13 protein-coding genes are annotated in these 14,033 nt (G+C 67.2%); 2 read left to right on the forward strand and 11 right to left on the reverse strand.

Annotation, left to right across the window (positions count from 1 at the left end; translation table 11 throughout):
* Genes rfbC through rfbB form a run of 3 tightly spaced genes read right to left on the reverse strand, consistent with a single transcriptional unit; the run spans window position 1 to window position 2,542 of the window.
* Window positions 1–558 (reverse strand): dTDP-4-dehydrorhamnose 3,5-epimerase, encoded by a 558-nt coding sequence (gene rfbC, locus V6Z91_RS03800; protein ID WP_338766854.1) that lies wholly within the window; start codon window positions 556–558, stop codon window positions 1–3.
* The gene (rfbA, locus tag V6Z91_RS03805; RefSeq protein WP_338766856.1) at window positions 555–1,460 is read right to left on the reverse strand and encodes a glucose-1-phosphate thymidylyltransferase RfbA; all 906 of its coding nucleotides are present in this window, start codon (window positions 1,458–1,460) and stop codon (window positions 555–557) included. Before rfbA ends, rfbC begins: the two co-directional genes overlap by 4 nt.
* Entirely contained in the window at window positions 1,457–2,542 is a 1,086-nt protein-coding gene (gene rfbB / locus V6Z91_RS03810) for a dTDP-glucose 4,6-dehydratase (RefSeq protein ID WP_338766859.1), read from the reverse strand. Before rfbB ends, rfbA begins: the two co-directional genes overlap by 4 nt.
* 94 nt (window positions 2,543–2,636) lie before the next feature.
* Between rfbB and V6Z91_RS03815 the strand changes: the two genes are divergently transcribed.
* Window positions 2,637–3,488: a symmetrical bis(5'-nucleosyl)-tetraphosphatase gene (locus V6Z91_RS03815; RefSeq protein WP_338766862.1), complete on the forward strand. Its 852-nt coding sequence runs from the start codon at window positions 2,637–2,639 to the stop codon at window positions 3,486–3,488.
* 285 nt (window positions 3,489–3,773) lie between these two features.
* Here the strand turns inward: V6Z91_RS03815 and V6Z91_RS03820 are convergent, their stop codons facing one another.
* Genes V6Z91_RS03820 through V6Z91_RS03845 form a run of 6 tightly spaced genes read right to left on the reverse strand, consistent with a single transcriptional unit; the run spans window position 3,774 to window position 8,440 of the window.
* A complete protein-coding gene (locus tag V6Z91_RS03820; RefSeq protein ID WP_338766865.1) occupies window positions 3,774–4,562 on the reverse strand; it encodes a lysophospholipid acyltransferase family protein in 789 nt (262 codons plus the stop codon).
* 4 nt (window positions 4,563–4,566) lie between these two features.
* Window positions 4,567–5,871: a dihydroorotase gene (locus tag V6Z91_RS03825; RefSeq protein ID WP_338766867.1), complete on the reverse strand. Its 1,305-nt coding sequence runs from the start codon at window positions 5,869–5,871 to the stop codon at window positions 4,567–4,569.
* A gap of 8 nt (window positions 5,872–5,879) precedes the next feature.
* Window positions 5,880–6,845: an aspartate carbamoyltransferase catalytic subunit gene (locus V6Z91_RS03830; RefSeq protein ID WP_338766872.1), complete on the reverse strand. Its 966-nt coding sequence runs from the start codon at window positions 6,843–6,845 to the stop codon at window positions 5,880–5,882.
* A gap of 6 nt (window positions 6,846–6,851) precedes the next feature.
* Window positions 6,852–7,385 carry a bifunctional pyr operon transcriptional regulator/uracil phosphoribosyltransferase PyrR gene (gene pyrR / locus V6Z91_RS03835; RefSeq protein WP_338766875.1) on the reverse strand — a complete coding sequence of 178 codons (534 nt, stop codon included), beginning with the start codon at window positions 7,383–7,385 and terminating at the stop codon, window positions 6,852–6,854.
* 4 nt (window positions 7,386–7,389) lie between these two features.
* Window positions 7,390–7,722, reverse strand: a complete 333-nt coding sequence (gene ruvX / locus V6Z91_RS03840; protein WP_338766878.1) for a Holliday junction resolvase RuvX — start codon at window positions 7,720–7,722, stop codon at window positions 7,390–7,392.
* A gap of 52 nt (window positions 7,723–7,774) precedes the next feature.
* On the reverse strand, window positions 7,775–8,440 hold the full coding sequence (locus V6Z91_RS03845) for a YqgE/AlgH family protein (RefSeq protein ID WP_338766881.1): 666 nt from the start codon (window positions 8,438–8,440) through the stop codon (window positions 7,775–7,777).
* A 214-nt stretch (window positions 8,441–8,654) separates the two neighbouring features.
* Between V6Z91_RS03845 and V6Z91_RS03850 the strand changes: the two genes are divergently transcribed.
* Complete coding sequence (locus tag V6Z91_RS03850; protein ID WP_338766883.1) at window positions 8,655–10,082, forward strand: deoxyribodipyrimidine photo-lyase; 1,428 nt, start codon at window positions 8,655–8,657, stop codon at window positions 10,080–10,082.
* A gap of 6 nt (window positions 10,083–10,088) precedes the next feature.
* Here the strand turns inward: V6Z91_RS03850 and V6Z91_RS03855 are convergent, their stop codons facing one another.
* Both V6Z91_RS03855 and V6Z91_RS03860 read right to left on the reverse strand, forming a co-directional pair.
* Window positions 10,089–13,439: an Hpt domain-containing protein gene (locus V6Z91_RS03855; RefSeq protein WP_338766885.1), complete on the reverse strand. Its 3,351-nt coding sequence runs from the start codon at window positions 13,437–13,439 to the stop codon at window positions 10,089–10,091.
* 276 nt (window positions 13,440–13,715) lie between these two features.
* Complete coding sequence (locus V6Z91_RS03860) at window positions 13,716–13,868, reverse strand: rubredoxin (RefSeq protein ID WP_130190434.1); 153 nt, start codon at window positions 13,866–13,868, stop codon at window positions 13,716–13,718.
* Window positions 13,869–14,033 lie beyond the last annotated feature (165 nt).

Genomic DNA, 14,033 nt, shown 5'->3' on the forward strand with positions numbered 1-14,033 from the left:
TTACCTGGACACGTCGTCGAACACTTCGGCCTCGGCCAGGGACACGCCGGTCCGGTCCTTGGCCGACAGCAGGGGCGGACCGTCGATCGGCCATTCGATGCCGACCGCGGGATCGTTCCACGCCAGCGCGCGCTCGTGCTCGGGGGCGTAGTAATCGGTGGTCTTGTACAGGAACTCGGCAAATTCGCTGGTCACGGCGAACCCGTGGGCGAAGCCCGGGGGGATCCAGAACTGCCGCTTGTTCTCGGCCGACAGTTCCAGGCCATGCCAGCGGCCGAACGTGGGCGAGTTCCTGCGCAGGTCGACTGCCACGTCGAACACGCTGCCGGCCGTCACGCGCACCAGCTTGCCCTGTGTCTGGCGGATCTGGTAGTGCATGCCGCGCAGCACACCGCGCGCCGAGCGCGAGTGGTTATCCTGCACGAAGGGCAGCTGTACGTCGGTCAGCTCGGCAAAGCGTTTCGCGTTGAAGCTCTCGTAGAAAAAGCCGCGTTCGTCGCCGAACACGGCCGGCTCGATGACCAGGAGGCCATCGATCGGGGTGGAGATGACATTCATCGCGGAATCACTTTGTCTTCCAGGATTTGCAGAAGGTACTTGCCATAGCCGTTCTTTTTCAAGGGCTCGGCAAGGCGGTGCAACTGCGCGGCATCGATATAGCCCTTGCGGTAGGCGATCTCCTCCGGGCAGGCCACCTTCAGGCCCTGCCGCTTCTCGATCGTGGCGATGAATTGCGAGGCGTCCAGCAGCGATTCATGCGTGCCCGTGTCGAGCCAGGCCATGCCGCGGCCCATCAGCTCGACCCGCAGGCGGCCCTGCTCCAGGTAGGCCTTGTTGACGTCCGTGATCTCCAGCTCGCCGCGCGCCGACGGCTTGATCGCGGCGGCGATGTCGCACACCCGGTTGTCGTAGAAGTACAGACCCGTCACCGCATAGTTCGATTTCGGCACCGCCGGCTTTTCCTCGATGCTCACCGCGCGCCGGTTGCCGTCGAACTCCACGACGCCATAGCGCTCCGGATCGTTCACGTGGTAGGCGAAGACGGTGGCCCCGTCGCCCTGGCCGGCCGCGCTGCGCAAGAGCGCGTCCAGGTCGTTGCCGTAGTAGATGTTATCGCCCAGGATCAGGGCGGAAGGCGCATCCCCCACGAACTCGCGGCCGATGATGAACGCCTGCGCCAGGCCGTCCGGCGACGGTTGCACCGCGTACGACAGCTGTATGCCCCACTGGCTGCCGTCGCCGAGCAGTTCGCGGAACCGCGGCGTGTCGTTCGGCGTGGAGATGATGAGGATTTCGCGCATGCCGGCCAGCATCAGCGTCGTCAGCGGATGATAGATCATCGGCTTGTCGTAGATCGGCAGCAGTTGCTTCGAGACGCTCGTCGTGACCGGGTACAGCCGGGTTCCCGAGCCGCCGGCAAGAATGATGCCCTTGCGCTGGTTGATGACGTCCGTATTCATGTCGCGCCTCCCTGTGCCACTTCCCGATTGAAGTAATTCGTCTCGACCCACTTGGCGTACGCCCCCGACTGCACGTCGGCCACCCAGTCCGGATGGTCGAGATACCACTGCACCGTCTTGCGGATGCCCGTCTCGAACGTTTCGGCGGGTTTCCAGCCCAGCTCCCGCTCCAGCTTGCGCGCGTCGATCGCGTAGCGGCGGTCGTGGCCGGGCCGGTCCTTCACGTAGGTGATCTGGGTGCGGTAGCTGGCGCCGTCGGCCTTCGGCTTCAGGCTGTCGAGAATGTCGCACAGCGTGTGCACCACGTCCAGGTTCGCCATTTCGTTCCAGCCGCCCACGTTGTAGGTTTCACCCAGCTTGCCGCCGGCCAGCACGCGGCGGATCGCCGCGCAGTGGTCGGATACATACAGCCAGTCGCGGATTTGCTGGCCGTCCCCGTAGATCGGCAGCGGCTTGCCCGCCTGCGCGTTGGCGATCATCAGCGGGATCAGTTTCTCGGGGAAGTGATAGGGCCCGTAGTTGTTCGAGCAGTTCGTCGTCAGCGTTGGGAAGCCGTAGGTATGGTGGTAGGAACGCACCAGGTGGTCCGAGGCCGCCTTCGAGGCCGAGTAGGGGCTGTTCGGTGCATACGCGGTGGTTTCCGAGAACGGCGGATCGTTCGGGCCCAGCGAGCCGTACACCTCGTCGGTGGACACGTGCAGGAAGCGGAACGCGGCCTTGCCCGGTTCGGCCAGTTCGCTCCAGTAGGCGCGCGCCGCTTCCAGCAGGGCGAAAGTGCCGTTGATGTTCGTGTTGATGAACTCGGCGGGGCCGTGGATCGAGCGGTCCACGTGGCTCTCCGCCGCGAAGTGCACGATCGCGCGCGGCTGGTGCTCGCGCAGCATGGCCAGCACGTGCTCGCCGTCGCAGATGTCGCCGCGCACGAAGACGTGGCGCGCGTCGTCCTTCAGCGATGCCAGGTTGTTCAGGTTCCCCGCGTAGGTCAGTTTATCGAAGTTGAGCACGGGCTCGTCCGATTGAGCGAGCCAGTCCAGCACGAAGTTCGAGCCGATAAAACCGGCCCCGCCTGTCACTAAAATCATTTAGTATCCCTGTTTGGCTTTAGTTTTTGATAACTTCGATTGTAATGGCAAAGGGCGCTGCTGGTTCAATAATAGCGGCGCCCGGTGGAGAGGTATGCGGACTTACGCAATCGGCGACCTGCAAGGGTGCCATGCTGAAACTGTCGCGCTCGTCGAGCGCATCCTGGAACGCGAGCGGGGCAATGAACCGCCAGCCATCCTGTTTTGCGGTGACCTGATCAACCGCGGCCCCGATTCCCTGTCGACGCTGCGCTACGTGCAGGCGCTGGCCCAAGGCAGCGGCGGCCGCATCGACGCGGTGCTGGGCAACCACGACCTGCACCTGCTGGCGGTCGCCAACGGCATCCGCCCCGAGTCGGGTTCCGACACGCTCGACACCATCCTCGCCGCCCCGGACCGCGAGGCGCTGCTGCACTGGCTGCGCGAACGCCCGCTGGCGCTGTTCACGAAGGGGCACCTGCTGGTGCACGGCGGCGTGCTGCCGCAATGGACCGCGGCGCAGGCGGTTACGCTGGCCGGCGAAGTGGAAGCGGCGTTGCGCAGCGCCGAATGGACGACCTTCCTGGCCGAGATGTATGGCAACCAGCCGGACCGCTGGGACGACGACCTGCGCGGCACCGCGCGACTGCGCTGCATCGTCAACGCGCTGACCCGCATGCGCTTTTGCAGCGCTGACGGCGAGATGGATTTCAAGCTGAAGGAAAGCGCCACCGTCGATCCCGGCACGGGACTGATGCCGTGGTTCGAGGTGCCGGGCCGCCGCACCGAAGACGTGACCGTGGTGTTCGGCCACTGGTCCGCCCTGGGCCTGCGCATTACGCCGAAGTACATTGCCCTCGACAGCGGCTGCGTGTGGGGCGGGCAACTCTCGGCCGTGTGCCTGGACGACCGTTCGCTGTTGCAGGTGGAATGCCCGGAGTTCCAGCGGGCTAAGGGGAAGGCGTAGAGGTGTGTCCGCGCCATAGGGGTCTGTCCGCGCCGTAGGGGTCTGTCCGCGCCGTAGGGGTCTGTCCCCGCCAGTCCGTGGCTCGGAACACAGTCGCCAGCATGGACCGAGGGGACTGACCCCGGTTTTTTGCTGGTGAAAAATGGGGTCAGTCCCCTTGATCAGGGCCGGCGACCGTGTTCGAGGCCGCAGACTGGCGGGGACAGACCCCTTGGGCCGCGGACTGGCGCGGACAGACCCCTGGGGCCGCGGGCTGGCGGGGACAGACCCCGGGACCGCGGACTGTTACCGGTTCTCGGGCTCGGCGTCCGGGGTGTCGGCTGGGGCGGAGGTGTCGGCTGGCGCGGGGATGTGCAGCGCTTCGCGGATCGACTGGTAGCAGCGCTCGGCCAGGTCGCGCCGGTGGGCGCCTTCGGCCTTCATCGAGCGCAGGATCGTCACGCGGGCATGGATCGCCTTGCCGGACAGGATCGCCAGGACGCTCTGCACGAAGGTCATGTCGCCGATGAACTCCACCGATGGATGGGGCTTGCGTTCGTGGTCGATGTAGCGGATCGCGTAGGGTTGCACGCGCGATTTCGCGTCCACCGCCGCTTCGAACAGGTTGGCGTGGAACGGCAGCAGCGTGCCTTGCGGCGCGGTCGTCCCTTCCGGGAAGAAGGCCACGCGCTCGCCCGATTTCAGGGCCGTGACCAGTCCCTCGAAGGCGCGGCGCAGGTCGCGCCGGTTGCCGCGGGCGATGAACACCGTGCCGGCCTGCTCGACCAGCCAGCCGGCCAGCGGCCAGGACCTTATCTCGGCCTTGGCCACGAAGCGGCACGGGTACAGCGCGTTGAGCACGAAGATGTCCAGCCACGACACGTGATTGGCCACCACCAGCGCCTGCGCGCGCGGCACGGCGCTGCCCGCCGTGATCTGCACGTGCACGTTGCAGATGCCCAGCAGGTGGCGCGACCAGCGGCGGACGTGGATCTCGCGCGCCTCGCGGCCGATCCACGGAAAGAGCAGCGCGCAGATCGCCATCCCGAAGAGCAGGTGGAAGACGAGCCGCGCGATGCGCAGTGCGAGGATCATCGGCTCAGCCGGCCTTGCGTTCGTAGGCGACGCGGCCCGCCACGATGGTGGCCCGCACCCGGCCCGGCATCTCGTAGCCCAGGAAAGGCGTGTGCTTGCCCTGGCTGGCCAGTACCGCCCCCTCGACCAGCCAGCGGTCGGCCGGGTCGAACAGCACCACGTCGGCGTTCGCGCCCACGCGCAGGTGTCCGGCGTCCAGACCCGCCACGCGGGCCGGATCGGCCGTCACGCGCTGCAGCGCCTTGAACAGGTGCTTGTCACCGGACGCATGGCCATTCAGGGTCTCGCCCCACTTGATCGCCAGCGACAGCAGCAGCTCCAGGCCCGTCGCGCCCGGCGACGCCTCGGCGAACGGCAGCAGCTTCTCGTCGTCGTCGACCGGCGTGTGGTCCGAGCAGATCGCGTCGATCGTGCCGTCGGCCAGCGCGGCGCGGATCGCCTCGCGGTCGCGCTGGGTACGGAACGGCGGCGTCACGCGCGCGTTCGGGTCGAAGAAATTGATGTCGGCATCGGTCAGGTGCACGTGGTGCGCGCCCACGTCGCAGGTCACCGGCAAGCCTTCGGCCTTGGCCGCGCGCACCAGCTCCAGGCCGGCCGCGGACGACAGGCGGCACAGGTGCACCCTGGCGCCGGTGGAGCGCACCAGTTCGAAGATCGTGTGCAGCGCGATCGTCTCGGCCATCACCGGCACGCCGGACAGGCCCAGCCGCGAGGCCAACGGCCCGCTGTGCGCCACGCCGCCCTTGCCGATGTACGCATCCTGGGGGCGCAGCCACACGGTGTAGCCGAACGTCTTCGCGTATTGCAGCGCGCGCAGCAGCACATTGGTATCGGTCACCGGCACTTCGGCCTGCGAGAAGCCGATGCAGCCCGCCTCGCTCAGCTCGGCCATTTCTGTCAGCGCCTCGCCCTTCAGGCCCATGGTCAGCGCGCCCAGCGGATGCACGTGCGCGCCCTTGCGGCCGCGCGCGCGGTGCTTCAGCATTTCCACGAGGCCCGGCTCGTCGAGCACGGGATCGGTATCCGGCGGGCACACCAGGCTCGTCACCCCGCCCTGCAAGGCGGCCTGCATTTCCGATTCCAGCGTGGCCTTGTATTCGTAGCCCGGTTCGCGCAGGCGCGCCGCCAGGTCCACCAGGCCGGGGGCCACCACCAGGCCGGTCGCGTCGATCGTGCGCGCCGCCGCGAAACCTTCCGGCGCCGCGCCCAGCGCGGCCACCTTGCCGTCCACGATGTACAGGTCCTGCACCGCGTCGACACCGTTGGCCGGGTCGATCACGCGGCCGTTCTTGATATGGAGATTGCTCATTGCTGCGCTTACCCTTGGTTACCAGCCAAAATACTCATCACCGCCATGCGGACGGCGATCCCGAACGTGACCTGCGGCAGGATCACCGCCTGCGGGCCATCGGCCACGGCCGAATCGATTTCCACGCCGCGGTTCATCGGCCCCGGGTGCATCACGATCGCATCGGGCGCGGCCAGCGCCAGGCGCTCCGGCGTCAGGCCGTAGCTCTTGAAGTATTCCTGCGCCGAGGGCAGCAGCGCGCCGCTCATGCGTTCGTTCTGCAGGCGCAGCATGATGATCACGTCCACGTCCTTCAGGCCTTCGTCCATGTTCGTGAACGTGCGCACGCCCAGCTGTTCCAGGCCGCCCGGCAGCAGCGTGTGCGGCCCGATGGCGCGGATTTCCGGCACGCCCAGCGTCGTCAGCGCGTGGATGTCCGAGCGGGCCACGCGGCTGTGCAGGATGTCGCCCACGATGGCCACCCGCAGGTTGGTGAAGTCCTTCTTGTAGTGGCGGATCGTGTACATGTCCAGCAGGCCCTGCGTGGGGTGCGCGTGGCGGCCGTCGCCCGCGTTCACCACGTGCACGTGGTTCTGCTTCGTGTCGTGCAGGTGCTTGGCGATCAGGTAGGGCGCGCCGGACTGCGAGTGGCGCACCACGAACATGTCGGCATGCATGGCCGACAGGTTGTCGATCGTGTCCAGCAGGGATTCGCCCTTGCTGGCCGAGGAGGCTGAGATGTTCAGGTTGATCACGTCCGCCGACAGGCGCTTGCTGGCGATCTCGAACGTGGTGCGCGTGCGCGTGGAATTCTCGAAGAACAGGTTGAAGACGCTCTTGCCGCGCATCAGCGGCACCTTCTTCACTTCGCGGTCCGATACGCTGACGAAGGAACTGGCCGTATCGAGGATCTGGTTGATGATGGCTTTCGGCAGCCCTTCGGTCGTCAGCAGGTGCTGCAGTTCGCCGTGTTTGTTCAGTTGCGGATTAAGCATGGGAATTTACGCAGACTCGTGTTCGATGGTGAGTTGGAATCGTCGGTCCTGACCTTGATCCTGAAACTGTTTCAGGCGCAGCGCCTGGCCCGGCTGCACGCGGGTGTGCGCCGCCACGAAGTCGGCGGCCACCGGCAGCTGGCGCTCGCCGCGGTCCACCAGCGCGGCCAGCAGGATGCGCGCGGGGCGGCCGTAGTCGAACAGTTCGTTGATCGCGGCGCGCGTGGTGCGGCCGGTATACAGCACGTCGTCCACCAGCAGGATGGTGGCGCCGGCCACGTCGAAGCCGATCTGGGTGGGCTTCACATCGGCGGGCAAGCCCTTCTTCGCGTAGTCGTCGCGATAGAAGGAAACGTCGAGCACGCCGCAGCGTTCGCTCATGCCGAGGTCGGAGGCCAGGCGCTCGGCGATCCAGGCGCCGCCGGAATGGATGCCGACGATCGCCGGCTCGTGCGCGCCGGCGAGGCCGGCCTTCACCTGGTCCAGCAGCGCGGCATACAGCGCCTCGGCATCCAGGGCGGTGGGGTCAGTGTGGGACATGGTTTCAGGAATGTTGGTCGAAATACTGTTGCAGGATGACGGCGGCGGCGCGATCGTCGATCACCTCGCCGCGCTTGCCGGACAGGATCGCGGAGGAATAGCGTTCGTCCACCAGCTCGACGGGTATGTTGAAGCGGCCATGCAGCTGGTTGGCGAAGCGGCGGCAGCGCGCCGTCATCTCGTGTTCGGCGCCGTCCGGATGCAGCGGCAGCCCGACGACGAACCTGGTCGGGCCCCACTTGTCGATCAGGGTCTTGATTTCCGCAAAGCGGGATTGATTGTCGATGGATTTGATGACGGCCAGCGGGCTTGCCTGGCCGATCATCGTGTTCCCCATTGCTACGCCGATACGTTTGATACCGAAATCGAAAGCGAATACCGTTTCCAAACTACGCATGGCCCGCTTCGGAAGTGAGCATCAGCGGATCGATGCCCAGCAGTTTCATCGCGGCCACGTAGCGTTCCTCGATCGGCAGGTCGAACAGGATGCTCGGCTCGGCATGCACGGTCAGCCAGCCATTGCGGCTGATCTCATCCTCGAGCTGGCCCGGGCTCCAGCCCGAGTAACCGATCGACACCAGCATGCGCTGTGGGCCGGTGCCCTTGGCCACGGCTTCCAGCACGTCGATGGAGGTGGTGAATGCCACCTCGTCCGTCACCGTCAGCGACGACGAGTAGCGCGCGCAGGGCGTATGCAGCACGAAGCCGCGATCGTCCTGCACGGGGCCGCCGAACATGATCGGCTTGGAAGTCATCTGGTCGTTCGCGGCCGTTACCTCTAGGTCGATGCGCTCGAACAGCACATCCATCGTCATGTCGGTGGGCTTGTTGATGACCACGCCAAGCACGCCATTTTCATTGTGCTCGCAGACATACACGACGGTTCCGCCGAACACGGGATCCTGCATGGAAGGCATGGCGATCAGGAAATGATTCGCCAGGTTCAACGTGGGCGTCGTGGAGGATTCCCGCGCTTCCATCTTATGCAGCGGGGATTCGCTTTCCTGTAACAGCCCGGGCACAGGTAGCGGTTTGCTCACTTTGCTCTTCTTCATAAGCTGCTCTCTTCGCTGGACTGTCTTGGTTGCTTCTGGGTTTGATGATACTGGAACTGGTGACGCGCAATGACGCAAGGAAACTGGGCGCCATATCGACAGTTTACTATGAATTGCCGGAACGGCCATCCAAACAAGGCTGGCACCCCGTAAACTGATGGTAAGCAATAATTCCTTTCCCGACTTGAGCTTAAGCATGCCCAAAAGCAATTCCATGGAGATTCGCGCCGGGCACGGCGCCCTGGTGTGGTTTCGGCGCGACCTGCGCGTCTTCGACCATGCCGCGCTGCACCACGCCCTCGCCGCCGGCGCGCCGGTCCATTGCGCCTTCGTTTTCGATACAACCATCCTGCAAGGCTTGCCACGCGACGACCGCAGGGTCGCCTTCATCCACGCCTCGCTGGTGGAACTGGCGGCCGAACTGGAAGCGCTCGGCGGCCACCTGCTCGTGCGGCATGGCGACGCCGGCACGGTCATCCCGGCCCTGGCAGCCGAACTGGGCGTGGGTGCCGTCTACGCCAACGAAGACTACGATCCCGCCGCCATCGCCCGCGACGCGGCCGTGGCCGAGGCGTTGGCGGCGCAAGGCCGCGCGCTGGGCCTGTTCAAGGACCAGGTGATCTTCGCGAAGGACGAAGTGCTGTCGCAAGCCGGCAAGCCCCTCGGTGTGTTCACGCCCTACAAGAAAGCATGGCTGAAACGCCTGGAAGCGCACCCGGACGCGCTGGCGCCATGGCCGATCGACCCGCATGCCGCGTCGTTCGCCCCGGGCCGCTCGCAGTTGCCGGTACTGCAAGCCATCGGCTTCGAGGGTGCCGACCTGGCCGCGGTCGGCGTCACGCCGGGCATGCGCGGCGGCGCCGCGGTGTTCGAGGCCTTCCTGCCGCGCCTGGCCGGCTATGGCACGGAACGCGACTATCCGGCGCGCGACGGCACCTCGCACCTGTCGCTGCACCTGCGCTTCGGCACGGTATCGATCCGCCACCTCGTGCGCACCGTGATCCAGCTGGCCGCGCGCGGCCAGGCCGGCGACGGCGGCGCCACCTGGCTTTCCGAGCTCGTGTGGCGCGAGTTTTACCAGATGATCCTGTTTCACCACCCGCGAGTCGTGCACGCCGCGTTCAAGCCGGTGTATGACAAGGTGGACTGGGAAACGGGACCGCAAGCCGAGGAACTGTTTGCCGCCTGGTGCGCAGGCCGCACCGGCTATCCGCTGGTCGATGCCGCCATGGTGCAGTTGAACACCACGGGTTTCATGCACAACCGCTTGCGCATGGTCACTGCCAGCTTCCTGTGCAAGGATCTTGGCATCGACTGGCGCCGCGGCGAAGCGTATTTCGCGCTGAAGCTGAACGACTACGAGCTGGCGTCGAACAACGGCGGGTGGCAATGGGCCGCGTCGAGCGGCTGCGACGCGCAACCGTTCTTCCGCATCTTCAATCCTGTCACGCAATCGGAACGGTTCGACGCGAACGGCGACTTCATCCGCCACTACCTGCCGCCGCTGCGCGGCCTGTCGGCCAAGGAGATCCACGCACCCTGGCTGCACGGCGGCGCGGCGGGTTATCCCGCGCCGATCGTCGACCATGCCGAGGCGCGGCAGCGCACGCTGGAGCGCTATGAGGTGGTGAAGGGGCGCTGATCCAGGTCAGCGCTCGCCGGACTCCCCCGGCAGCAACCCGGCGATCGACTCCACCGACTGCCGCAGTCTGGCGTGCGAGGACACGATGTCGTCCACGCTGTCGGCCAGCGTCCGCGTCGATTCCTTCAACCGTGTGACGCGGTCTAATTCGGCCGGGTCGAACTCCTCCAGGCCGGACACCGACAGCCGCGACGCGATATGCGACTCGGCCTGCGCTTCCACTTCGCGCAACTGCTGCCGCAGCCGGTCCAGCTTGTCCTCGAAGCCCAACAGGGTCGTGCGCAACGCCGCCACCTCGCTTTCCAGCCGCGAACGGTCGATCGCGAGGTCGATCGTCGTGCCTTGCAGGTCGGCTTCGCTGCCGGCCGGCACCGGTTCGGCCGGCCGCTCCGGCGGCGGCACCAGCGTCAGTTGCGGCGCGGCGGCCTGCGTCAGCGGCGGCTCGGCGAATGCGTCGTCGAATGCCGCGTCGAACAGGTCGTCGATCGATTCGTCCTGCGTGGCCAGCTGCGGCCGCAGCGGCAGCGGCGCGCCCCGCTCCGGTACCGGCGGCGGGTCGGCCAGCAGGGCGTGATAGGTGTCGGCAAACAGCGTGTCCAGGCGGGTGGCCAGGTCGTCCACCGCGTCCACCGCGGGCGCCTCGGGCGGCGCTGTCGCGGGCTCTTCCTGCGGTGCCGTCCCGTGTTCTTGCCATGCCGGCGCCAGCATTCCATCGAGCCGCGCCGCCACGTCCGGCCCGGCGGCATGGGCACGCGCCAGTTCGTCGCGCAGCCGCTCCAGCGCGGCGATCAGTTCCGCCTGCCCAGGCGGCATGTCGCCGGTGGCAAAGCTGTCCACCATGCCGCGCATGCGCTGGGCGACCAGGTCGAACAGGTCGTGGTGGGCCGGGTCGTGCAGCGTGGCGGGTGCCGCCTGCAACGTGGCCTCGAGCGCGGCGGCCAGCTCGCGCATGGACTTGAAGCCGACCGCGCCGGAAGCGTCCGCGAGCGCCTGGGCCTGGTGCAGCGCCTCGGGGTCCAGCCCGCCCTGGCGGCGCCAGGCATCGAAAGCCCCGGCGAGGCCGCCGGCCAGCGTGCCCGCCTGCGCCACATAATCGTCGAACTGCGCCGCCGGCACGGCCAGGCGGCCAGCGAAGCGCATGCCGTCGCCGGGCGCTTCGTCGGCGCGCGCTTCATCGTCGTGCAGCCTGGCCTCGTGCGCCACGTTCTCCCGCGCCCAGTCCTCTTGCGCGCTGTCCTCCCGTGCCACGTTCTCGTGTGCCAAGTCCTCGTGTGCCACGTCCTCTTGTGCCACGTCCTCTTGTGCCACGTCCTCTTGTGCCACGTCCTCGTGCGCCGTGGCGACAGGGTCGGGGGTTTCGTGCGCCGAAGCATCTGTAGCACCCATTTCGGGCGCCGCGGCCGCGGTTTCCTCGGTCGCGTTTTCGTCCGTTACATACGGTTCCGCAGGCGGCGGCTCGATCGGCGCAGGCTTGTCATCGGGCGACATGAACGGCCGCCCTTCCAGCACCTGCGCGGCGGCAGAAACCACGGGCGCGGCACCGCGCGGCGAGATGCCTTTCGCCACCAGGTCGCCGACCCAGGCATCCAGCTCGGCCGCCGTCCATTCCAGCAGGCCGAACAAGGCTGCGTCGGCCGGGCGCGCCTCGGCCAGCCACGCGTTCAACACTTTTTCCAGCGCGGCGGCGGCGTCGGCGAACTGGTTCAGCCCCACCATGCGGCCGCTGCCCTTGAGCGTGTGGAACGAGCGGCGCAGCAGCGCCAGGCCGTCCGGCATGCCCGCCTCGGGCCGCGGCTTGGCCAAGGCCGCTTCGATGAAGGCCAGCGTCTCGCGCGCCTCGCCGATGAAGATTTCCAGCAGTTCTTGCTCGATGGCCGGGTCGCTTGCGCCCGGCACCGCCGCCGCCAGCAGGCTGCTCGCGGACTCGGGGGCGGCGGGCGCCGGCACAGCTTCATCGAGCACGGGAATCGATTCCGGGCCGGGGATCTTGCGCAGCGGCACGGCACGGAATGCGCCCTGGGCGGCATCGAAGGCAAAGCGCTCGCGCGCTCCGGCGACGTTCTGGGCCAGCATGTCCGCGAAGAAGCCGAGCGCCGCGACATTCTGCGCGAGGCGATCGCGTTCGGCCGGCTCGCCGGAACCCGGGGTCGCCGCCAGCGCGGCCACCTGCACGCGCACCTGCGCCACGCCGGCACGCGCGCCCTGCTGGCCGATGTCCGCCAGCGCGGCTTCCAGCGGTTCCAGGAGTGCATCGAGGCCGGCCAGGCGCAGCCGGGCCGCCGGGTCGGCGGTAAAGCCGTCCAGCTCCCGCTCCACCCCGCGCAGTGCCGCCTTCAGGCGCTGCGCCGGTTCGACCACCGCCTCGTCCTGTTGCAGGGCCAGGCCAGGTGCCCATGGCGCGGCCGCCGGTGCACCGGCTTCACCTGCGGCCCCGCCCGCCGCTTCGGGCCGGCAGTAGCGCTCCAGCGTGTAATCCGGCGGCACCATGCCGTCCAGCGCGAAGCCGGCGCGCAGGGCGCTGGCGGGCAGCGACAAGTGTTCCGGCTGCGCCGCGGCGACGAAGAACAGCGCGTCGCGCAGCACCGTGTCCGGGTATTCCGGTGCGCCCTGTGCCAGCCGGCGCATTTGCAGGTTGGCCGCCCCGAACAGCTGCTTCACGTCCACGCCGCCGGGCACGTGGCCCTGCGCCACCAGTTCCGCGAATGCCTGCAATGCCAGCCAGAATGCATGGCCGCGCGGCGCGGCTTGCGCCGCCGCGACCTCGGCGATGATGTCCGCCAGCGGCTGCGCCTGCACGGGGTCGCCGGATTTCAGGTAAGGCAGCAGTGCCCGTTCGAAGCGTTGCCGCAGCGCGCCGACATCGATCGGGGCTCCGGCGGGCGCCGGCAATTCAGGCTCGCGGGCAAGGTCGGGAAAGAACAGGTCGGCCGGGTGGATGCGCGGCCCGCCCAGCATGCGCTGCACGGCCGCGTAATACGGGAACAGCCGCACCGGCTGCGGCGGCGCGCCATCGAGCAATTCCTCAAGATATTCGACCAGGGCGCCGTACAGCCGCGCGATGGCCTGCACATGGTCGGCGCTGCACTTCACGCTGCCATCCTTGAAGCGGTCCAGCGCCTCCTCGGCCAGCTGCGTGATGACCGACACGCCCTGCACATCGACCATCTGCAAGGCCCCATGCGCCTGCTGCAGGTGCGACTTGGCCAGCCGCAGCGCGGTCGCCTGGAATTCCGGCTCCAGGCCGCCGGCCTCGAACAAGGCCGTGCGCGACCTCCCCAACGCCTCCCGCACCTCGCCCATCACCCACGACAGTGGGCCGGGATCGAAGGAGTGCGTGGCAAAGTCGGTTTCGCTCATGGTCTCGTCGGGTTCGGCGCCGCGTTGCAGCGCCGGAAGATCTCGGGGAAAGGTGGATCGCTACCTTATCACAGCGAAATCCAGAGAGGCGGACGGGAAATCCGCGGCAGCCGTGCACCGCTTTTCCTGCGTGCGCCTCGAGGCCTCGAGAAACCGTAATGGGCGACGTCAGACCTGGTTGAGGAACGGAGCCGTACTCAATGTACGGGCGGTCCGCCGCCGCGGAGTACCGCAGACCAGCGTCTGGCGTTGCGCAACGGGCTTATCGAGGCATCATCACAGGGCGACCATTTCGAAATCGTCTTTTCTGGCCCCACATTCCGGGCACGTCCAATTCATCGGCACATCTTCCCAACGGGTGCCCGGCGCAATGCCTTCTTCCGGCAATCCCGCCTCTTCGTCATAAATCCAGCCGCAAATCAGGCACATCCAGCTTTTGAATTCCCCACCGGCGTTTTTCTCCACGCCGCTTACCCCGCCGTTTACGATATTGCTGCTCACGTTCTGCCACCCTCAATCAAGTAAAATGCCGAATCGGGTATCTTAATCTACTGGCCGTGCAAAACCAAACATCACCCCTCATCCTGACATTCG

This window comes from Massilia sp. METH4 (genome assembly GCF_037094685.1).
Taxonomy (GTDB): Bacteria; Pseudomonadota; Gammaproteobacteria; order Burkholderiales; family Burkholderiaceae_D; genus Rugamonas.